Genomic DNA, 22,130 nt, shown 5'->3' with positions numbered 1-22,130 from the left:
GGTGGGCGGTAATATCAATTCTAAATAATAACATAAAACAGTTTTGTTCTTACAAATATCGTAAAAATAGATGAACCATAGGTTGGGTTACAGTTAAATGGTAAATTAAAACCAGTAACCTATGCTAAAAAATAGTCTTCCCTTGTTTTTTTCTGGAGACCAAGAGTATATGGTTTGTATTGGCCCTAAAAAGGATTCAAATCCATAACCAACACCATAACCTGTATAATCGGGTAGTTTAAACCACTCTGCGGTTCTAAAAATATCATCATCTATGTTAGCAAAATTTGCAGCTAATAATAAATGATTTTTTGGGGTAAACTCATAATCTAACCTAGTAAGTCCTTTTATGTAACTATTACCAGTTAAACTTATAAAATCATACCCTAAAAAGGAAACGTATCCGTCTCCTAAATTGTTCCCGTAACCACCCATAATAAAGTCTAAAGACCTAACATTAGAGTTTCCTAGTTTAAAGCCACCACCAGCTTCAATATTTAAAGATAGGTTGTTAGTTATAGGAAAAGCTGAACCTACGGTACCTTGGGCAATAGAGAATTCTTTAAAATTATTATTGTAGTCTGATGAAAACATATAAAAGTGTAAATCACCACTAAAATATACTCCTTTGCTAGGGAAATATTTGTCATTATAAGTATCTAACTTTAATTTGGCAAAAGTACTGTAGTAGTTGCTTTTTTCAAAAATGGTCCTAAAGTCTTCATTGTTTTCAGTATCATCTTGCTGTAGTGTTCGCGAAGTATATTTTAAAAACCTATGTTCTGCACCTAAACTAAAGGCAAATTCTTCATTCCAAACGGTTTGTATATATGCCTGGTTTGTGAGGTTAGTAGCATTTATGTTAATGTTGTTAATACCCGTGTCTGGAACAACAAAATTAGATTTAATAATGTTGTAATCTATTTCGTAATTGTAGTCGTTAAAAGTAGAATTTAGTCCAAAACTCCAGTAAAAACCTTTATCTAGGTAGTATTGCATTTTGTACCTAATATTATCTCCTAAAATTAAATCAAAAGAACCAACATCATCTTGTAAAAAAATATTTTTTTTAGTAAGGTTTATAATGGCTGCACTTTTATAAATATCATCATAATGAGCACCCATTTTAATAAACATTTTGTTTTTATTTTCTTTTATTTTAAGTAATAAAACAAGTTCATCTTCCTCTGAGTCTAAAGATGGTCTGGTGTCTAGTGTGTAGCGTATTGTTTTAAAGTTATTGGTAGCCGCTAGGTTATTAATTCCTTGCTGTAACTTGTTAAAAGATATTTTTTTGTTTAAATCTAGTCGTAATTTACCTTTTATATAAGCTCTTGTGTAATCTTCATTACCCGAAATTATGAGTCTATTTATTGCTATAGAGTCATAGGATTTTATACATTGTTTTTGTTTGGTTGCAATGCCACGTTGTTTAGCAATACTTTTAAGATCATTTATTTTTTCGCGAGCAGCAATTTCACCAGACTCTATAATTTCTGTTCCAAGATCAAAATCTATTACCGAGTATTTTTCTATTGATGGTTTTATAAGTACGTCTGTTAATTTAGCTTTACTTTTCATATCATTAACAGTTCTGTAATTGTTAATTTGCAGTAAAACTTCTGTGCCAGAGCTAAGCTTATCTCTGTCTGCTAGGCCATCTTGAACATCTATACCAATAACAATATTTGCTCCTAATTTTTTTAATTTTTCAATAGGGTAATTGTTAACTACGCCACCATCTATTAATATTTTATTGTCTATTTCTGCTGGCTCAAATAAAGATGGGAATGTACCACTAGCCATAATAGCCTCTGGTAAATACCCTTTGTTTAATAAAATTTCTTGTCCGGTTTCTACATCTGTGGCAATGCAGAAAAAAGGAATAGGAAGTTTATTAAAATCTTTAGTGTCTTTAACATGGTATAGTAGTTTTACCAATAGGTTGTAAATATTTTGTCCGCTTGATATTGCAGACGGAAAAGAAACTTTAAAGTTATTAAAAGGCAAACTTAAAGCATACCGTTCCGCATCTTCTTTATCATAAAAAGTTTTTGCTCCTCTAGGTAAATTGTCTTGTATAAGTAAAGAAACATCTACGCTTTTAAAAATAGAATCTAGTTCATTGGCAGAATAACCAGATGCGTACAAAGCACCTATTATTGCTCCCATACTGGTGCCTCCAATGTAATCTATTTTAACACCAGCTTCTTCAATTACTTTTAACGCACCAATATGGGCGAGACCTTTGGCGCCACCACCGCTAAGTACCAAGCCAACTTTTACACTGTCTTTAGAAGATTTTGTTTGCCCTAAAACGGTGTAGCTAGCCAAAAGTAGTATTATAATTACTGCTGTTTTTTTCATTTTTTTAATGAAAGGTGTTATAAATTTTATGAGCTTTAGACATTCCTACTACTTCGGCAAGTTTTTCTATGCTGGCTTCTTTAATTCTTTTTACAGATTTAAACGATTTTAAAAGATCTGTTGCTGTTTTTTCTCCAACGCCTTCAATTCCTTCTAACTCAGAATTTATAGCGGCATTACTACGCTTTTTTCTGTGAAAAGTAATGCCAAATCTATGGGCTTCATTACGTAATTGTTGTACAATTTTTAAACTTTCAGATTTTTTATCTAAATATAACGGAATTGAATCTCCTGGGAAATAAATTTCTTCTAATCTTTTTGCAATACCTATAATTGCTATTTTGCCTCTAAGTTCTAAAGCATCTAAGCTTTTTAGTGCAGAAGATAATTGCCCTTTTCCGCCATCAATAACAATTAATTGTGGTAGTGGTTGGTTCTCCTCTAATAATCTTTTATAGCGTCTGTAGACAACCTCTTCCATAGATGCAAAATCATCTGGGCCTACAACTGTTTTTATATTGTAATGTCTGTATTCTTTTTTTGCTGGTTTTCCATTTTTAAATACAACACATGCGGCAACAGGATTTGTTCCTTGTATGTTAGAGTTGTCAAAACACTCTATGTGTCTGGGTTCTTCAGACAAGCGCAAATCTTTTTTCATTTGCGCCATGATTCGATTGGTGTGGCGGTCTGGATCCGTAACCTTTAATTGTTTAAAACGCTCCATTCTAAAGTATTTTGCGTTTCTTTCTGATAATTCTAATATTCTTTTTTTATCACCAAGTTTGGGTATTGTTACTTTTAAGTTGCTATCTACTGTTACAGAAAAAGGTAAGTAAAGTTCTCTTGAGTGCGATTTAAAACGTTGTCTAATTTCTATAATTCCTAATTGAAGGAGTTCTTCATCGGTCTCGTTTAATTTTTTCTTTAGTTCTAGTGTGTGAGATCTAATTATTGCACCATGTGATAGCTGTAAGAAGTTAATGTACGCATAGCTTTCATCAGATATAATAGAAAAAACATCTACATTATTAATTTTAGGGTTAACAATAGTTGTTTTTGCTTGGTAGTTTTCTAAAACTTCTATTTTTTCTTTAAAATCTTGAGCTTCTTCAAATCTCATTTCTGAAGCTAAAAATTTCATTTTGGTTTTAAAATGATGTAAAGACGATTTAAAGTTTCCTTTTAAAATGTCTTTAATTTCTACAATTTGTCTTTGGTATTCTTCTGTAGTTTGGTAACCTTCACATGGGCCTTTGCAATTACCTAAATGATACTCCAAACAAACTTTGTATTTGTGTGCGTTAATTTTTTCGGCAGACAAATCATAATTACAAGTGCGCAATGGGTATACACTTTTAATTAAGTCTAGTAAAACCCTAACGGTCTTCATATTTGTATATGGCCCAAAATATTCAGACCCATCTTTAATTAAGTTTCTTGTGTAAAATACACGCGGAAAACGCTCGTTTTTTATGCAAATCCAAGGGTATGTTTTATCATCTTTTAGTAAAACGTTATACCTAGGTTTGTACTTTTTTATTAAGTTGTTTTCTAGTAATAGCGCATCAGACTCTGTGTCTACTACAATATGTTTAATATATACTATTTTTTTTACAAGAACCTTAGTTTTGCCATTATCATGTGTTTTGTTAAAGTAAGAGCTTACTCTTTTTTTTAAGTTTTTAGCCTTACCTACATATAATATTTTCTCTTCTTTATCGTAAAATTGATACACTCCTGGACTATTAGGTAATGTACTTAATTGTAATTTTATGGATATTTCTTGCGGCATAGAGTAAAAATAATCTCTTTTTTTGATTGTGCTTGTTTTAGCGTAGTCTTTTTACTTATGCTAACGCTTTTTTAACAATTAAATATAGATTTTACTGTATGTTGTAAAAGTTTTATATATTGATGTACTTCTCCTGTAAAAAGTAGTATTATTTTTATTAACGATACTTTTAATCGGTAAAAATGCACCCTTAATCGATTTTTGTAAAAAAAAATGATTACATTGTAATCCTAAAATTTTGAAAAGCATGGAGTTATACGTTGTAGCTATGGGTGCTTATTTATTAATGATGATTTTTTTGGTAATTTACGAAGCTATATCATCTAATGAATAAAAACGCTATTTAAAAATAAATGATAAAAAAAGAATTACGCGCAAAGTACCTTTTGCTTAGGGAAAAAATGAGTGCTGATGCCGCAGACAATTACAGCGTAGAAATTGCCAACCAACTGCTAAAAATGCCTATTTGGGATTTTAATTATTATCACATTTTTTTATCTATAGAAGAAAAAAAGGAAATAGATACAAGTACTATTTTAACAATATTACAAGGTAAAGATAAACACGTTATTTTACCTAAAATGAATGCTAACAATACACTTACTAATTTTTTACTTACAGATAGTACGGTAATAAAAAAGAATAGGTATAATGTGCCAGAGCCATTAGACGGAATTGAAATACCACCTAATAAAATAGAAGTTGTTTTTATGCCACTTTTAGCTTTTGATAAAAAGGGAAACAGAATTGGTTATGGTAAGGGTTTTTACGATGCCTTTTTAAAAGAATGCAAACCCAATGTATTAAAAATAGGGTTGTCTTTTTTTGAAGCAGAAGAACAAATTACAGATGTTTATAAAAATGATGTTCCTTTAAATTATTGTGTTACTCCTCAGCAGATTTATGAGTTTTAGTGCCAAAAGCTTTTTTGTTAAAAACTAATAATATACCAACACCTGTACTTATTGCTGTATCTGCAATATTAAAAACTGGTTCAAAAAAACTGAACGTATTGCCTCCAATTATAGGTATCCAAGATGGTAAAACTGCGTTTTGTACAATAGGAAAATAAAGCATATCTACAACTTTACCATGAAAAAGACTGCTGTATGGTTCGTCTGAAAATAAAGTAGCTACTTTGCCATAGCTTTCGTCAAAAATTGCTCCGTAAAAAACAGAGTCTATTATATTGCCTAAAGCACCAGCAAAAATTAATGAAACAGCAAATATTAGTACTTTTGGCGATTGTTTTTTTATGGTGTCAAAAAGCCAATAGCCAATACCTGCAACAGCAAATAGTCTAAAAACGGTTAGTATTAATTTTCCTGTGCTGTCTGCAATAGGGAAAATATCACTTAATTTAGCACCCCAAGCAGCGCCTTCATTTTCTATAAATAGAATTTTAAACCAACTAAATACTTCTACAGATTGTTGGTACGTAAAAGTAGTTTTTACGTATATTTTACTTATTTGGTCTACTAATAAAATTAGTATTACTATTAATGCAGATTTTTTTAAACTCATTCTTTACAAGATAGATTTGGCAAAAATAGACAATTATTTGGTTTTACTTATGTGTATGTCTCCAGTAATAGAAGATAAGTTAAAAATTGTATTTCCTTTTAGGAGTTTATCTTGGTAAATTTTACCATATTTAGTAGATGCTTTTACAATAGCATTATTGCCTTTTACTATTATATTGCCACTCTGGGTGCTAGCGGTTATAGCCTCAGAGATGTTCTGTAGCATACAATACCCGTCTAATAAAGTAATGTTTAAATTTTTGTAATTACCAGATGCTGTAATGTTAGAACTTTTGCCATATAATTTTACATTTTTGTATTGTGGTACTATAATATGTAGTGATATTGAAATTACTTTATGTGCGCTAAGTTTGTCATTGGGAGAAGTAAAAGTAGGGCTAAAGCCAGTAGTAATAAAAATGCTAGCAGCTTCCTCTTTAATTTCTAAAACTAAATCTTTTTTGTATTCTCCTTCTATATTTGCGGAAACAACTACATCTTCGGTGTTACCCGTTTCTAATGTTACCTTATAGCAATTTTCTGTATCTATATTAATTAATGATATATGGTCATTTAAAACTGTTTTTTCTACAATTTTCTGAGCATTTAAAAAACCGAAAGAAAACAGTAATATTATGTATAATGTATATTTCATATATGGTATTAAAAAACGCCCTAAAAGGGCGTTTTTTTATTTTTGCATATTTTTAGCTTCTATACTAAGTGTAGCATGTGGCACTAATTTTAATCGTTCTTTGTTAATTAGTTTGCCAGTAACTCTACATACGCCATAAGTTTTGTTCTCTATACGTAACAAGGCATTTTTTAAATCGCGAATAAATTTTTCTTGACGAATTGCTAGTTGTGTATTTGCTTCTTTGCTCATTGTTTGTGAGCCTTCTTCAAATGCCTTAAATGTTGGCGATGTATCATCGGTACCATTGTTGCCGTCATTCATATAAGCACTTTTTAAAAGTTCTAAATGCTCTTTAGCTTTATTTATTTTTTCAGTAATTAAAACTTTAAATTCTTCTAAGTCTTTGTCACCGTATCTCACGTTTAAATCTTGCGCCATAGTTTTTAATGTTTTTGGATAAACAATTTTGTATTTACTTCATCAAAAGCAATTGTTGTGCCATTGTCCAGTTTTTCCTCAAAATTAAGTTCCGCTGTTAATGTTTCAGTTTTAATATATGTTATGTTGTCTGCAACAGCATTTTCTACATAACCATCTTTTAATATTTTAATATCAATTTTGTCAGTTACTTCAAAACCAGATTCTTTTCTTAGATTTTGAATTCTATTTACCAACTCTCTAGCAATACCTTCTTTTCTAAGATCTTCACTAATTGTAACATCTAAAGCAACGGTTAAACTACCGGAGCTAGCAACTAGCCAACCTTCTATGTCTTGAGACAAAATCTCTACATCTTGTAACTGTAAATTAATACTTTTATTCTCAATAACAATAATTATTTCGCCGTTTTGCTCAATTTTTTGGATGTCATCTTGGTTTAATTCTCCTACTGCTTTGGCAATCAGCTTCATATCCTTTCCGTACTTAGGACCTAAAACTTTAAAATTTGGTTTTATTTGTTTAACCAGTATGCCAGATGCATCATCTAAAAGCTCAATTTCCTTTACGTTTACTTCAGATTTTATTAAATCTGCAACAGCTTCAATCTCATTTTTTTGTTTGTCGTCTAGTACAGGAACCATTATTCTTTGTAGTGGTTGGCGTACTTTTATTTTTTCTTTTTGACGAATAGACAATACTAATGATGATATAGTTTGTGCCTTTTCCATTTTACTTTCTAGCTCTTTGTTTACAAGTGCTTCGTTGTATTTTGGAAAATCAGCCAAATGTACACTTTCAGCTTTTTCTTTAGTGGTTGCTTGGGTTAAATCTTTGTAAAGTCTGTCCATAAAGAACGGAGCAATAGGAGAAGATAATCTAGCAACAGTTTCTAGGCAAGTATATAACGTTTGGTAGGCAGATATTTTATCTTGTTGGTAATCTCCTTTCCAAAAACGTCTTCTGCATAAACGTACATACCAGTTACTTAGGTTTTCTTGTACAAAGTTAGATATTAACCTTGCAGCTTTTGTTGGTTCATAATCTGCATAGGCTTGGTCTACCTTATGTATTAAGGTGTGTAATTCTGATAGTATCCACTGGTCTATTTCTGGTCTTTCATTTAACGGAACATCTTCTTCAGTATAGCTAAAGTTGTCTATGTTAGCGTATAAAGCAAAGAAAGAGTAGGTGTTGTATAATGTGCCAAAGAATTTTCTTTTTACCTCTGCTATGCCCTCTAGGTCAAACTTTAAATTGTCCCAAGGGTTTGCATTAGAAATCATATACCAACGGGTAGCATCTGGCCCAAACTCGTTCATGGTTTCAAACGGGTCTACAGCATTGCCTAAGCGTTTAGACATTTTTTTGCCGTCTTTATCTAAAACTAAACCATTAGATACTACATTTTTATAGGCAACAGAATCAAAAACCATTGTAGATATTGCGTGCAGTGTATAAAACCAACCACGCGTTTGGTCTACACCTTCTGCAATAAAATCTGCTGGATATGCTTTGTTTTCATCTATTAGTTCTTTGTTTTCAAAAGGGTAGTGCCATTGTGCGTAAGGCATAGAGCCACTGTCAAACCATACGTCAATTAGGTCACTTTCTCTTTTCATTGGCTTTCCGCTAGCAGAAACCAATGTTATTTGGTCTACAATGTTTTTATGAAGATCTATTTTGTTATAGTTTTCTTCAGTCATATCACCAACAACAAAATCTTCAAAAATATCTTTTTCTAGAATGCCAGCAGCAACTGCTTTTGCCATTTCTTCTTTTAATTCCTGTACAGAACCAATTATTATTTCTTCTTTACCGTCTTCTGTTCTCCAAATTGGTAATGGAATACCCCAGTAACGAGATCTAGATAGGTTCCAATCATTTGCATTAGCTAGCCAGTTACCAAAACGGCCTTCTCCAGTAGATTTAGGTTTCCAGTTTATAGTTTCATTAAGGCTAAACATTTTTTCTTTAACGTCTGTTACCTTAATAAACCAAGAGTCTAATGGGTAGTATAATATAGGTTTGTCTGTACGCCAGCAATTAGGGTAACTGTGTACGTATTTTTCAACTTTAAAAGCTCTGTTTTCCTCTTTTAATTTTATGGCAATTTCTACATCTATAGAACGTTCAGGAGCTTCGCCATCTGCGTAATATTCATTTTTAACATATTTGCCTCCAAATTCTTTTAGTTCTTTTCTAAACTTACCTTGTAAGTCAACTAAAGGAACAGGGTTGTCATTCTCATCTAATACCAGCATAGGCGGTATTTCTGGAGTAGCTTGTTTGGCAACCATAGCATCATCTGCACCAAAAGTAGGAGAGGTGTGTACAATACCAGTACCATCTTCTGTGGTAACAAAATCACCTAAAATTACTCTAAATGCGTGTTCTGCATTTTGGTATGGTAATACATAATCTATAAGCTGCTCATAAGTAGCATTTAATAAATCTGTGCCTTTTACCTCTGCAATAACTTGGTACGGTATTTTTTTGTCTGTTGAGCTGTAGCTTTTTAAATCTTCGCTACTTTCTGCTGCAAAAAACTTACCACTAAATTGCTTACCTACTAGGTTTTTTGCCAGTATAACTTTAATAGGCTCAAAAGTATATTGATTAAAAGTTTGTACTAAAACATAATCTATTTTAGGACCAACAGTTAATGCTGTATTAGATGGTAATGTCCAAGGAGTTGTTGTCCAGGCAATAAAGTAAATGTCTCCGTCTTCATTTTTAAAAGCTTCTGGTAAGGTTTCTTTATGAGCCTTAAACTGTGCCGTTACTGTAGTATCTGTAACATCTTGGTATGTGCCTGGTTGGTTTAGTTCATGAGAACTAAGTCCGGTACCCGCCTTAGGTGAGTATGGTTGTATTGTGTATCCTTTGTAAATTAAGTCTTTGCTATAAATTTGTTTTAGCAACCACCAAACAGACTCCATATATTTAGACTTGTAAGTAATGTAAGGGTCTTCCATATCTACCCAATACCCAACTTGTTCAGTCATTTTATTCCAAACATCTGTGTAGCGCATTACTGCTTTTTTACAAGCTGCATTATATTCTTCTACAGATATTTTTTTTCCAATATCTTCTTTAGTTATCCCTAGTTCTTTTTCTACACCAAGTTCTATTGGTAGACCGTGTGTGTCCCAGCCAGCTTTACGCTTAACTTGGTACCCCTTCATTGTTTTGTAACGAGGAAAAATATCCTTAATGGTACGTGCCATAACGTGGTGAATGCCTGGCATACCGTTTGCAGATGGTGGGCCTTCAAAAAATACATATCCTTCTCCGCCTTCTCTATTGGTAACACTTTTTTCAAAAATGTTGTTTTCTTTCCAATATTCTAGTATGTTTTCTGCTACTTTAGGTAAATCTAATCCTTTATATTCCTCAAACTTCATATTAAGTGCTTCTGGTACTACATTTTAAGTTTGCAAAACTAATCAATTTTGTGTAAAAAACACTTTTTCAAAAGCAAAAGAGCCCCCTTTTTAGTTGTTTCTTTTTTTTTGTTGATATTTTAATAGTTTATCTAATGTATGTGGGTAAAGCAGATAATTTTTGTAAGTGAAGTAATTATTTTTTTAACGTTTATAAAACATTAATTTATAGTCAATTGCTTATATTTTTATGTTTTTGTTAACATAATTGCCAAAGTTTTTATAGGTTTGTACGTCTAAATTATGTTTTGTAACGTAAATTAGGTATAACATATATTATAACAAACAATAAAAACTAAAAAGAATGAAAAAATTAATCTTAGGTTCTGCATTAATGCTAGCTTTTAGCGTATCATTTGTATCTTGTAAAGAAGCTACTGACAAAGCTAAAGAAGCTGCAGAGACAGTTGAAGATACAGCTAAAGAAACAGCAGACAAAGTTGCTGATGAAACTAGCAAAGCTGCTGATGAAATAAAAGAAACTGCTACAGAAATGGTAGATGGTATTCCTAGTTTTGATGACGCTGCTGTAGCAGAATACGTTAAAACATATGACGAATATGTTAGTGAATATAAAGAAGCTGCTGAAAGTAAAGATATGACTGCTTTTGCTGCTTTAGGAACAAAAGGTCAAGAATTAGCTACTAAATCTCAAGAAGTTATGAAAAACCTTTCTGCTGATGATGCTAAAAAGTTAACAGAATATATGACAGCTAAGTCTAAAGAATTGCAAGAGTATGCAACTAAAATGACTAACTAAGATATATTTTTAAATATACTTTAAGAGCCCGATTATTAATTTAATCGGGTTTTTTTTATGTCTAAAATTTTTAAAATTGATAACTAATAGATGAAATTAGGTTTGTGCCTGGCGCTACAATACCAGATGAGTATGTTCTGTAACGTTGGTTAGTAATGTTTTGCCAACCAACAGTAGCTATTAAATTATTTGTTAATTTATAACTGGTATTAAAGTTTAGTGTTTGCCAATTTGGACTATATGGATTTCCATTACTGTCCGTTGCATAAATGTAGTCTTTACTACGCTCTGATGATGATAAGTTACTGTAAGATACCTCTCCGTTAAAGTTAAAAAATAAGTCTGTCTTTATTTTGTCATTTTTCCATATTAAATGGATATCTCCAAAAGTTGGTGCCACATGTCTCCCTGGTGTTTCTGTGCCATCTTCTTCTTCTTCAATACCTTTTGTAAATGTTAAATTAGAACTTAATGATAAGTGTTCTGTAAAATAAGCGTCTACACCAAGCTCCACTCCATGAACATAAGCTTTTGCTGCATTTTGTATTGCTTGTACGTTGCTTAATTCTCCGTGGTATTCTATTTCTTTTTCACCGTTAAAGGTAAAATCTCTACGTACTAGTGCATCTACTAAATAAGTGTAAAAACCTGTAGCGTTTACAATTACTTTGTCATTAAAATTCTTTTGTATGCCTAAATCTACATTATAAGCATATTCTGCTTCTAAATCTGGGTTGGGTACAACTACAGAGCCCGGTTCAGAATCAAATATTTTACCAACATCATCTATATTAGGCGCTCTAAAACCAGTAGAGCCATTAAAAGTTATCTGTAAATTTTCTTTAGGAAACCAACTAAGCCCAATGCTACCTGTAAGAGCTCCGGTATTTAAATTGGCATCATTAAAAGGAAAAGGATAAAAAGTTTTGTCAAATTCTGCATTAATCCAAACGTGACTGTAACGTAAGCCAGATAGCAGTGTAAGGTTTGGTTGTGCTTTGTATTCTGCATTAATGTAGCCAGCAGTTGTTTGCCAAGTGGCACCATCTGGATATCTGGACGCAGCATTAGTAACTTGGTTATTTTCTATATCGGTATTAAAACCTTTAGAATTCACTTTGTTAAATACATACTCTAGGCCGTAATATAAGCGTAAATCTCCAATACGTTTATTTTCTAAATCTATATTTGTAGACAATGCGTGTACATTTTCTTTTGTACTGCTTAACGTTGTAGATCCAAAGTTTCTATCGTTTCTACTTTCTCCAAAATGTTGGTAGGCAGTGTTTATTTTTAGTCTATCATAAAATTTTCCTTTGCCATGGTGCTGCAAACCTATTTTGGACATAAACCATTTTTGTGGTCCATAAAACCATTCTGCAGAACGTAGGCCTTCGCCGTCACTAGTTGGTCTTATTAAACGATCATACCTGCCATAGTCAGATGTTTCGGAAAAGTAAATACCCAAATCATAATTCCAACTGTCATTGGGTTTAAAAGCAATCTTTTGCATTGCGTTAATTTGGTTATATGCAGAGCCAACTTGTTTTTTAGGATTACTATTTGTTTTTAATTGGTCTTCTTCATTAATGGTAGTTACATAATTGTTTCTTAAATAAGAGCTTGGTCCATTGTTTCCCATTTTTAAATCATCAAAATCTGTATAACTAACACTTGTTAAAAAGGCCCATTTTTGTTTGCCGTAATTTATATCGGCATGTATTGTATTTTCTGTATTTGCAGTAGAATATCTGTAAGTTGCATTACCGCTCATTAAGGCGTGTTCAGATTTTGAATATTTTGGCTTTTTGGTATAAAAATTTAAAACTCCACCAATAGCGTCACTACCATAAATAACAGATCCTGGGCCAAAAATAACTTCTGTGTTTTGTATAGAAAATGGATCTATAGAGATTACATTTTGCAAATTCCCTCCTCTAAAAATTGCGTTATTCATACGTACACCATCAACAGAGATTAACAGCCTGTTGGTTGCAAAACCTCTAATCATAGGGCTACCACCGCCAAGCTGACTTTTTTGAACAAATATTTTACCGCTATTTTGTAATACGTCTGCAGCAGTTTGTGGGTTTGTAAATGCTATGGTTTTAGTTGTTATGGATGCTACTTTTTGAGGGATATCTTTTTTTTGCTGCTCCCATTTAGAGACCGACATAACAACACCGTCTAGCTCCTGGGCAGTAAGTACCATATAAATAGTGTTACCTCTTTTTAGAAGTAAATTTTTTGTAGTTTTTTTTGTTTGGTAGCCAATATGTTTTAAAACTATTTTCTCATTTTTATTAAAAATTGATAAATCTGCACTACCGTTTTTAGAGGTTAATGCCGTTTTTGTTTTGGTAGTATTGAAAATAGCAACATCTGGTATAGGCTCATAAGTATCTTGGTCTACAACAACAATCTCTTGGGCAAAGGCACCAAAAAAGAGCAATAAAAAAAATATAAAAAAGGTAGTACGCATACTAACGGAAAATTTCATTTAAAATAACAAGAGACTTTGGTTTTCTAAATCCTTGTAAATGTAATTCAAAATATAAAATAAGCGACTTTAGCAGCTCTTGCCTGTCGGTTTTAGTCATTTTAATTGTATATATAGCATCAAAATTTATGCCTAAGAAGGTTTTAAAATAATTTAAATTATTACCTTCTATAATTGGATTTAAAGATGGTTTGTTTGTAAAACTACCTTCCAGCAAATCAAAATATAATAAATGGTTGTTTTTATCGTCTGGATAAAAACCTAAATACTTAGTAATACTTAGTAAAAAGTGAAGATGAAAATTTGCAATTTGAGTTTCTGTATCTAACCATTGCAAAGCTGCTTCTATATAATTAAAGAGGTTTTCGTTTGGCTCTTCTTCAAATAAACTATTGCTTAACATTTCAGCTAAAAACTGTGTCATTGCATTTTTTGCAATATTAGTGTGTAATGTTTGGTAATAATAACTGGTTTTAGCTTCTCTAATGCTTTCTAGTGTTCCTTTATTTTTGTGTACGGCAATTAACTCTAATTGAGTTAAAGGTTGAAAATAAGCGGCCTTAATTTTTCCTTTTTTAGAAGACAAAACTCCTTTTAGTAAATATGATTTTAATCCGTCTGATAAGGTATATGCTTTAACAATTAAACTATTGTCGCCATATTTAAGGGCAGAGAGTACAATAGCTTTTGTGGTTACTTGCATTAGTAATTTTTAGGTAATGTAAAGATAGTAAATTGATAAGTTTTTTAATTGAAAAAGAAAAAGCTCCATTAAGAAAACTTAATGGAGCTTTTTAATAATTATATGTTGTTTTAAATAACGCCTTGAGCTAACATAGCGTCTGCAACCTTAACAAAACCAGCAATATTTGCTCCTTTTACATAGTTACAGTAACCGTCTTTATCTTTGCCGTATTCTATACATGAATTATGAATATCTTCCATAATTGTTTTTAATCTTTGGTCTACCTCTTCTCTTGTCCAGCTAATACGCAATGAGTTCTGAGACATTTCTAAACCAGAAGTAGCAACACCACCAGCATTAGATGCTTTTCCTGGAGCAAATAATATTTTTGCTTCGTGAAATTCGTGGATAGCTTCTGGTGTAGAAGGCATATTAGCACCTTCTGCAACACAAATACATCCATTTTTAATTAATACTTTTGCTGCTTCGCCGTCTAATTCATTTTGTGTAGCACATGGTAAAGCAATATCACAAGCAACATTCCAAGGAGTTTCTCCTTTATGAAAAGTTGCTGAGGTATATTTATCTGCATATTCAGATATGCGTCCTCTTTTATTGTTTTTAAGATCCATTACATATGCAAGCTTATCAGCATCAATACCATCTTTATCTAAAATGTAGCCTTGAGAATCTGACAGAGTTAAAACTTTGGCTCCTAATTGTAATGCTTTTTCTGCGGCAAATTGTGCAACATTTCCAGAACCAGAGATTACTACATTTTTACCAGCAAAATCTTTTCCTTGAGTTTTAAGCATACTTTCTGCAAAGTAAACAGTACCATAACCAGTAGCTTCTGGTCTAATTAAAGAACCACCCCAAGAACGACCTTTACCTGTTAAAACACCTGTAAACTCATTTCTTATTTTTTTATACATTCCAAAAAGGAAACCTATTTCTCTTCCTCCTACACCAATGTCACCAGCAGGTACATCTGTATTTGGTCCAATGTGACGGCAAAGCTCTGTCATAAATGCATGGCAAAAACGCATTACTTCGTCATCAGATTTTCCTTTAGGGTCAAAATCAGATCCACCTTTACCACCACCCATTGGTAGAGTAGTTAAACTGTTTTTAAATACTTGCTCAAAAGCTAAGAACTTAAGAATACTTGCATTAACACTTGGGTGAAAACGCAAACCACCTTTATAAGGTCCTATGGCAGAGTTCATTTGTACTCTGTAGCCTCTATTTACATGGATGTTTCCATTGTCATCTACCCATGATACTCTAAAAGAAATTAATCTTTCTGGTTCTACCATACGCAAAAGTATGTTTTTGCCATTGTAAATATCATGATCAGCAATATAGGGGATCACTGTCTCGGCAACTTCTTGTACCGCTTGGATAAATTCTGGTTCATGACCGTTACGGGTCTTAACCTCATCCATAAATGCATTTATTTTTGCTTCCATATAGAAACCTTTATAATTGTTAAATTATTGAATTAAAATTATAACGGCAAAATTATACTATTTATATAATTTACACCTTGTTTTTTTAAAAATTTGATAAAATTATTATCCAATGGCCTGTTTAAGGTCATCAATTAAGTCGTTTTCATCTTCAATACCAACACTAAGTCGTATTAAAGAGTCTACAATTCCGTTTTTTTCTCTTTCTTTTTTTGGCATGCTAGCGTGTGTCATACTAGCAGGATGACCAGCTAAACTTTCTACCCCGCCTAAACTCTCTGCTAGTGTAAAAACCTCTAACTTTTTAATTATCTCTATAGCCTCATTATAATCTGCTCCTTTTGGTATAAAAGATAACATACCACCAAAGCCTTTCATTTGGCTTTTAGCAATATTGTAATTTGGGTGTGTATCAAATCCTGGCCAAAACACTTTTTCAACTTTAGGGTGGTTTGCAAGGTAATTAGCAATAGCCTTACCGTTTTCGCAGTGGCGCTGCATTCTAACATGCAATGTTTTTATACCTCTTAAAACTAAAAAACTATCCATAGGGCCACATATTGCACCACTAGCTTTTTGTATAAAATATAACTTATCTGCTAAATCTTTATTGTTTACAATTAAAGCACCCATAACAACATCACTATGGCCTCCTAAATATTTTGTAGCAGAATGCATTACAATATCTGCTCCTAAATCTAAAGGGGTTTGTAAATAAGGAGTAGCAAAGGTATTGTCTACAGCTAAAGGTATATTATGTTTTTTTGCTATTTTACCGGCGGCGGCAATATCAATAATATTCATCATTGGGTTTGTTGGTGTTTCTACCCAAATAAGTTTTGTGTTACTATTAATATAATTTTCAATAGTACTAGTGTTAGACATATCTACAAAATGAAAAATAATTCCAAATTTCTCGTAAACTTGTTTAAAAAGTCGGTAACTTCCTCCATACAAATCACTTGTAGAGATAACCTCATCACCAGGGCTTAAGAGTTTAATAACAGCATCTATAGCAGCAATGCCGCTACCAAATACAAGTCCATAATTTCCATTTTCTATACTTGCTAAAGATTTTTCTAATGCGGTTCTGGTAGGGTTTGCACTTCTAGAGTACTCATAACCATTATGCACTCCAGGAGCAGTTTGTGCATAGGTAGAGGTCTGGTAAATAGGTGGCATAACAGCTCCGTACGCCTTATCTGGTTCTTGACCTCCGTGAATAGTTTTGCTGTTAAATTTTAAATTATTTTTGCCCACACTTCTTTATTTATAACACAAATGTATCGTTATCTTTGCAGAATACAATGCGCTTGCACAATCTTATTTAACTATGAATAATAAATTTTTCTTATTCCTTTTTTTAATTGTTTTAATTGGCTGTAATAATAAAAAAGAGGTTTCTTTTGGTACTCTAAATTTTACTACAGAAAAAGAAACTAATAAACCGCTTGTTGTAATTAATGTACCTAAAGCCGTAAAGCAAACAAAAGTTAGTGAAACAATTAATAATAAAATTAAGGAGAAAATAATATCGTTATTAATTTTTGATGATGATATAACTGTTGATAATATAGATGATGCAATTTCTTCTTTAAACGACGAATTTTTAAGTGTAAAAGAAAAATTACCTGGAGATGCAACACGTTGGGAAGTAACCATAAATGGGGAAGTAGTTTATGAAACAGATAAAATTATTACCATAGATTTAGAAACGTATGAGTTTACTGGTGGTGCTCATGGTTATGAGTCTAGTATTTTGTTAAATTTTGATGCTGTAAAAGGAACTTTACTTTCTAATGAAGAGTTAATTGCTAGCAAAGAAGAATTTTACAACTTAGCAGAATTAAAGTTTAGAACGCAAGAAAAAATCCCGGCTAATGTACCTATAAATGACACGGGTTTTATGTTTGAAGAAGAGGTGTTTACTTTGCCAAGTAATATAGGGTACACAAAAAAAGGTTTAAAGTTGCTTTACAATACGTATGAAGTTGGTTCATACGCAGATGGGCAAATAGAAGTGTTGTTACCTTATAAGGAAGTAAATAATATGCTTGTTGTAAAAGGTAAAGAACAAGAGTAACCTTTGTGTAAGATTACTCTTTGTTTGTTGTTATTTTCCAATATTTCTTTTTAAGGCTAATATAGATCCTATGTGTATGCCTTCATGCAGTGCGTTAAATTTCATAGCCTCTACAACATTACTTAATGTAATATTTAAGCTTGTAGTATATGGAGTGTAACTTTTAAAATTTCCGGCATTATAATCTAGCTCCGTTTGTTTTAAAGTGCTAAACAAAAGTTCTTTAATTTGTGTTATTTCTTCATCTGTAGCTGTGCCATCTGGAAAAGTACCTTTTTTGTATTTTTCCACCATTTCATCAGAAACCAGCATAGGCATACCGCTAAATTTGTAAACAAGTAGTTGTTGTGTAACTACAACATGCGCAATGTTCCACCAAATGTTGTTGTTAAAATTTTTAGGAATTTCTAACAGTAAATCTTTAGGAGTTTCATCTAAAATTTTTAATAATATTTTTCTAATTTGCTTAGAGTTGTCAAGTAAATATTCCACTATTATGTTTTTTGATAAAAATAGTACAATTCAACCAAATTGGGTTTCTTTGCACTTAGTTTTTTGTTTCTAAATAATATTCTAAATCGTTTAATAAAAATGAAGAAAATATATCATTTAAGTACCTGTGATACTTGTAAAAGAATTTTAAAAGAATTACAACCTCTAGATGGTTTTGTACTACAGGATATTAAAACCGAAGAAATAACAGAACAACAGCTGCAAGAAATGCATAGCTTAACCGGTAATTATGAAGCTTTGTTTAGTAAAAGAGCAAGACTTTACAAAGAAAAAGGTCTGGCACAAAAACAATTGCAAGAAGAAGATTATAAAAATTTAATTTTAGAACATTATACCTTTTTAAAAAGACCTGTGATATTGGTAAACAATGCAATATTTGTAGGCAACAGTAAAAAAGTGATTGCCGCAGCAAAAGAAAAAATTCACAATTGAGTAAAAGAACATTAGCTATACTGGCTTGCTTAGGAGCTACCACTATTTATGGTATAAACCATACAATAGCAAAGGGTGTAATGCCAACTTATATTAAACCTTTTGGATTTATAATGGTGCGGTTGCTTGGTGCTTCTTTTTTATTTTGGATGTGTTCTTTTTTTATACCAAATCAAAAAATAAAGCGTACAGATTGGGGTAGACTATTTTTATGTGCTTTAACTGGTATGGGAATAAATATGCTTACTTTTTTTAAGGGTTTAGAATTGTCTACGCCAATAAATAGTGCTGTATTAATTACTATAGTTCCAATACTAGTAGTGGTAATGTCTGCTATTTTTATAAAAGAAAAAATTACATTGCAAAAAGGATTTGGTATAGCACTTGGTCTTGTTGGGGCATTATTTTTAATTCTTTATGGAGCAGAATTTAGGCAAGATGCACCTAATATTCCATTAGGTAATGCATTATTTGTTGTAAATGCAATTAGCTATGGTGTTTATTTAATTTTAATAAAAAAGCTATTAGAAAAATACCATATGTTTACTTTATTAAAATGGCTTTTTACATTAGGCTTGGTTTTATGTTTTCCAATTACAATTTCAGAATTTAGAGAAATTGAATGGAGCACAATACCAACTAGTGGTATTGGCTCTATTATTTTTGTTATTGTAGGGACTACTTTTTTAACTTATTTATTTAACGTTTACGGATTGTCGCAATTAAAGGCATCTACCGTAAGTGCTTTTTCTTATGCGCAACCATTAATAGGAATTTTATTTGCAGTTGTAACAGGTAAGGACAGTTTAACTATGGTTAAAGTAGTAGGTACCGTTTTAGTTATTTTAGGATTGTATTTGGCAACTAAAAAAAATAAATTGCAAGTAAAAACCTAAACTTCTAAATCTTTAGGAACCTTTGCAAATTTACGAGTGTCTTCTTTTGTGAGTAATTTAAAGTCATTAGCTTTTTCAACTCTAGAAAAAGCGTTCATAAATTCTTCAGGTAATCCAGTTAAACTTCTTGTTTGTAAATCTATCCAAGCCCCTAAAATTTCACAGTGGGCAAAATTTCTTCCTTTAGAATCAAAAAAGTTATGATGAAATTTAAAAAATTTTCCGTCTTCACTTAATCCCTTTAATTCTAAAGATACTTTTACAGGTTTGCCAAAAAATGCCTCTTTAAAGTAATAAATGTGCTCGTAAAAAACCACAGGGCCAATTTTATAATCTGCCATAGTTTTTTGGTTAAAACCTAGTTCCATTAAAAAGCCCATTCTAGTTTGGCTCATATAATTTACGTATGCAGAATTGGCTAAATGCCAGTTAGCATCAATATCACTCCATCTAATTTCAAACTCTTTTAAGTACATATTTTTTTAGAATTAATTGTTATGCATGCATAATAAATGATAAAAATACTATAGTTTTGAGAAACTTAAACATATTACTTTATAAAAAGTAGTTAATTTTTTAAATTTATAGTATTAACAAAAAACCAAATTCATGAGAACAATAGCCCCATTTGTAAAAGATCTTTCTTTGCCTGTTATAGCCGCACCAATGTTTTTAATATCAGGACCAAAGTTGGTTATAGAATGTTGTAAAAACGGAATAGTAGGTACTTTTCCTGCATTAAACCAAAGAACAAGTGAGGGGTTTGAAGAATGGTTAATTCAAATAAAAGAAGAGCTAAAAACGTTTGAAGAAGAAACAGGTAAAAAAGCTGCTCCATTTGGTGTTAATTTAATTGTGCACCAAACAAATCCGCGTTTAGAGGCAGATCTTATGTTGTGCATAAAACATAAGGTGCCTTTAATTATAACTTCTTTAGGTGCGGTATCACAGGTTGTAGATGCTGTGCATAGCTATGGAGGTCTTGTTTTTCATGATGTAATTAAAAAGCGTCATGCAGAAAAAGCAGCAGAAGCTGGGGTAGATGGTTTAATAGTTGTTGCTGCTGGTGCAGGTGGTCATGCAGGTACATTAAACCCTATGCCTTTGGTTGCAGAAATTAAAAAGTTTTTTACTAAAACGGTTATATTATCTGGTTGTATTAGTACAGGAAGAGATATAGCTTCTGCAAGGCAAATGGGCGCAGATGTTGCTTATATGGGAACTCGATTTATAAATACCACAGAAAGTAAGGCTACAGAAGATTATAGAAAAATGATTATTGAAGCCGGAGCTAGTGATGTTGTTTACACGGCATCTATATCTGGTGTGCACGCTAACTTTTTGGGAGCAAGTTTAAAAGCGGCAGGTATTACAGAAGAAGATTTAAAAAAAGATACTAAAATAGACTTCGGAAAAGAAATGGACACCGAGGCTAAAGCTTGGAAAACCATTTGGTCTGCAGGTCAAGGTGTTACAAATATTAACAATGCAGTTCCTGTAGCTGATTTAGTTGCTACTTTAAAAACCGAATTTGTAGAAGCTATAGAGGAACAAAAGAAATTACTAGAAGTTTACCCTAAATAGTATAATGCCAATATTAGAATCAGCTTATAACCCTCCTTTATTTTTTAAAAGTGGGCATTTCTCTACACTTTACACGGGTTTATTTAGGTCTGTAAAAGTGCCAACGCAAAAAAGAGAGCGTATACAATTGGCAGATGGCGATTTTTTAGATTTAGATTGGAGTTTTACAGCTACAAAAACAGATAAAGTTGTTATAGTTGTACACGGTTTAGAGGGTAACGCACAAAGACCTTATATTTTGGGTGCAACCCGAGAGCTTTTGCTATGTAACTATAATGTGTGTGCGGTAAATTTAAGAGGTTGTAGTGGAGAAGCTAATGTGTTATTTAGGTCTTACCACTCTGGCGCTACAGAAGATCTAGATGCCGTTGTGCAGCATATTTTAGGTTTAAAAACATATTCTAAAATAGTATTGCAAGGTTTTAGTTTAGGCGGTAATTTAATTTTAAAATATTTAGGAGAGAATAGGCAAAGACCACCAGAAATTAAAGCTGGCATAGGAGTTTCTGTTCCCTGTAACTTGGCTAGTTCTTTAGAAGAATTGCTAAAGCCAAAAAATATACTGTATGCTTCTAATTTTAAAAAACGTTTGCTACAAAAATTGCGAATAAAACATAAGCAATATCCAGATAAAATTAATGAGTCAGAAATAAACAAAATAAAAACCTTAAAAGATTTTGACGATGTGTATACTAGTAAAGTAAATGGTTTTATAAACGCTTTAGATTATTATGAAAAAGCTAGTTGTTTGCAGTTTTTGGATAAAATAAAAGTACCAACTTTAATTATTAATGCTAAAAACGATTCTTTTTTAGGTGCTGCTTGTTATCCTGTTAAAGAGGCAAAGCAAAATAGTAACTTATTTTTAGAAATGCCATTGTATGGAGGTCATGTTGGGTTTTATGATAATAATAACATCACGTACTCAGAAAAAAGGGTAGTTAAATTTTTAGAAGAGAAGGTTTAAATAAGAGTATTGCTTATATTAGTGCTTTAAAA

At 31.9% G+C, this 22,130-nt stretch carries 19 protein-coding genes; 7 read left to right on the top strand and 12 right to left on the bottom strand.

Features of this window, described 5'->3' with window-relative positions; all coding sequences use genetic code 11:
* Window positions 1–105: 105 nt before the first annotated feature.
* The gene (locus BFJ87_RS12320; RefSeq protein ID WP_077404953.1) at window positions 106–2,367 is read right to left on the bottom strand and encodes a patatin-like phospholipase family protein; all 2,262 of its coding nucleotides are present in this window, start codon (window positions 2,365–2,367) and stop codon (window positions 106–108) included.
* Window positions 2,368–2,371: 4 nt separating this feature from the next.
* Window positions 2,372–4,162, bottom strand: a complete 1,791-nt coding sequence (gene uvrC, locus BFJ87_RS12315; protein WP_077404950.1) for an excinuclease ABC subunit UvrC — start codon at window positions 4,160–4,162, stop codon at window positions 2,372–2,374.
* A 353-nt stretch (window positions 4,163–4,515) separates the two neighbouring features.
* Here uvrC and BFJ87_RS12310 point away from each other — a divergent pair, with 353 nt between their 5' ends.
* A complete protein-coding gene (locus BFJ87_RS12310; RefSeq protein ID WP_077404947.1) occupies window positions 4,516–5,076 on the top strand; it encodes a 5-formyltetrahydrofolate cyclo-ligase in 561 nt (186 codons plus the stop codon).
* Here BFJ87_RS12310 and BFJ87_RS12305 read toward each other — a convergent pair.
* The 4 genes from BFJ87_RS12305 to ileS are packed head-to-tail and all read right to left on the bottom strand — an operon-like array spanning window position 5,048 to window position 10,167.
* On the bottom strand, window positions 5,048–5,686 hold the full coding sequence (locus tag BFJ87_RS12305; protein ID WP_077404944.1) for a lipoprotein signal peptidase: 639 nt from the start codon (window positions 5,684–5,686) through the stop codon (window positions 5,048–5,050). The two genes, BFJ87_RS12310 and BFJ87_RS12305, sit on opposite strands and share 29 nt — an antisense overlap.
* 33 nt (window positions 5,687–5,719) lie before the next feature.
* On the bottom strand, window positions 5,720–6,340 hold the full coding sequence (locus BFJ87_RS12300; RefSeq protein WP_077404941.1) for a hypothetical protein: 621 nt from the start codon (window positions 6,338–6,340) through the stop codon (window positions 5,720–5,722).
* Between the two features lie 36 nt (window positions 6,341–6,376).
* Window positions 6,377–6,760, bottom strand: a complete 384-nt coding sequence (locus BFJ87_RS12295; RefSeq protein WP_077404938.1) for a TraR/DksA family transcriptional regulator — start codon at window positions 6,758–6,760, stop codon at window positions 6,377–6,379.
* Window positions 6,761–6,765: 5 nt separating this feature from the next.
* Entirely contained in the window at window positions 6,766–10,167 is a 3,402-nt protein-coding gene (ileS, locus tag BFJ87_RS12290) for an isoleucine--tRNA ligase (RefSeq protein ID WP_077404935.1), read from the bottom strand.
* A 343-nt stretch (window positions 10,168–10,510) separates the two neighbouring features.
* Between ileS and BFJ87_RS12285 the strand changes: the two genes are divergently transcribed.
* Window positions 10,511–10,966 carry a hypothetical protein gene (locus BFJ87_RS12285; protein WP_077404932.1) on the top strand — a complete coding sequence of 152 codons (456 nt, stop codon included), beginning with the start codon at window positions 10,511–10,513 and terminating at the stop codon, window positions 10,964–10,966.
* 70 nt (window positions 10,967–11,036) lie between these two features.
* Here the strand turns inward: BFJ87_RS12285 and BFJ87_RS12280 are convergent, their stop codons facing one another.
* The 4 genes from BFJ87_RS12280 to BFJ87_RS12265 form a co-directional block, all read right to left on the bottom strand.
* Window positions 11,037–13,448, bottom strand: coding sequence for a TonB-dependent receptor (locus BFJ87_RS12280; protein ID WP_077405314.1), 2,412 nt, complete (start codon window positions 13,446–13,448; stop codon window positions 11,037–11,039).
* 1 nt (window position 13,449) lies between these two features.
* Window positions 13,450–14,169 carry a DNA repair protein RecO gene (gene recO / locus BFJ87_RS12275; protein WP_077404929.1) on the bottom strand — a complete coding sequence of 240 codons (720 nt, stop codon included), beginning with the start codon at window positions 14,167–14,169 and terminating at the stop codon, window positions 13,450–13,452.
* A gap of 110 nt (window positions 14,170–14,279) precedes the next feature.
* A complete protein-coding gene (gene gdhA, locus BFJ87_RS12270; RefSeq protein ID WP_077404927.1) occupies window positions 14,280–15,623 on the bottom strand; it encodes an NADP-specific glutamate dehydrogenase in 1,344 nt (447 codons plus the stop codon).
* Between the two features lie 105 nt (window positions 15,624–15,728).
* Entirely contained in the window at window positions 15,729–16,883 is a 1,155-nt protein-coding gene (locus BFJ87_RS12265; RefSeq protein WP_077404924.1) for a cystathionine gamma-synthase, read from the bottom strand.
* 73 nt (window positions 16,884–16,956) lie between these two features.
* Here BFJ87_RS12265 and BFJ87_RS12260 point away from each other — a divergent pair, with 73 nt between their 5' ends.
* Window positions 16,957–17,706 carry a DUF3298 and DUF4163 domain-containing protein gene (locus BFJ87_RS12260; RefSeq protein ID WP_077404921.1) on the top strand — a complete coding sequence of 250 codons (750 nt, stop codon included), beginning with the start codon at window positions 16,957–16,959 and terminating at the stop codon, window positions 17,704–17,706.
* Between the two features lie 30 nt (window positions 17,707–17,736).
* On the opposite strand, the gene BFJ87_RS12255 is transcribed toward BFJ87_RS12260, so the two are convergent.
* Window positions 17,737–18,198: a DinB family protein gene (locus tag BFJ87_RS12255; RefSeq protein ID WP_077404918.1), complete on the bottom strand. Its 462-nt coding sequence runs from the start codon at window positions 18,196–18,198 to the stop codon at window positions 17,737–17,739.
* Window positions 18,199–18,297: 99 nt separating this feature from the next.
* Here BFJ87_RS12255 and BFJ87_RS12250 point away from each other — a divergent pair, with 99 nt between their 5' ends.
* Both BFJ87_RS12250 and BFJ87_RS12245 read left to right on the top strand, forming a co-directional pair.
* Window positions 18,298–18,651: an arsenate reductase family protein gene (locus BFJ87_RS12250; RefSeq protein ID WP_077404915.1), complete on the top strand. Its 354-nt coding sequence runs from the start codon at window positions 18,298–18,300 to the stop codon at window positions 18,649–18,651.
* Window positions 18,648–19,547 (top strand): DMT family transporter, encoded by a 900-nt coding sequence (locus BFJ87_RS12245; RefSeq protein ID WP_077404913.1) that lies wholly within the window; start codon window positions 18,648–18,650, stop codon window positions 19,545–19,547. Before BFJ87_RS12250 ends, BFJ87_RS12245 begins: the two co-directional genes overlap by 4 nt.
* Here BFJ87_RS12245 and BFJ87_RS12240 read toward each other — a convergent pair.
* Complete coding sequence (locus tag BFJ87_RS12240; protein WP_077404910.1) at window positions 19,544–20,023, bottom strand: acyl-CoA thioesterase; 480 nt, start codon at window positions 20,021–20,023, stop codon at window positions 19,544–19,546. The genes BFJ87_RS12245 and BFJ87_RS12240 overlap by 4 nt on opposite strands.
* 133 nt (window positions 20,024–20,156) lie before the next feature.
* Between BFJ87_RS12240 and BFJ87_RS12235 the strand changes: the two genes are divergently transcribed.
* Together BFJ87_RS12235 and BFJ87_RS12230 are read left to right on the top strand one after the other, a co-directional pair.
* A complete protein-coding gene (locus BFJ87_RS12235) occupies window positions 20,157–21,131 on the top strand; it encodes an NAD(P)H-dependent flavin oxidoreductase (RefSeq protein ID WP_077404907.1) in 975 nt (324 codons plus the stop codon).
* 4 nt (window positions 21,132–21,135) lie between these two features.
* A complete protein-coding gene (locus tag BFJ87_RS12230) occupies window positions 21,136–22,098 on the top strand; it encodes a YheT family hydrolase (RefSeq protein ID WP_077404904.1) in 963 nt (320 codons plus the stop codon).
* The last annotated feature ends 32 nt before the right edge of the window (window positions 22,099–22,130 follow it).

Origin of the sequence: Cellulophaga omnivescoria, assembly GCF_001999725.1 — a bacterium.
GTDB lineage: Bacteria > Bacteroidota > Bacteroidia > Flavobacteriales > Flavobacteriaceae > Cellulophaga > Cellulophaga omnivescoria.
The sequence above is the reverse complement of the archived record's forward strand: the minus strand, read 5'-3'. Positions and strand labels throughout refer to the sequence as shown.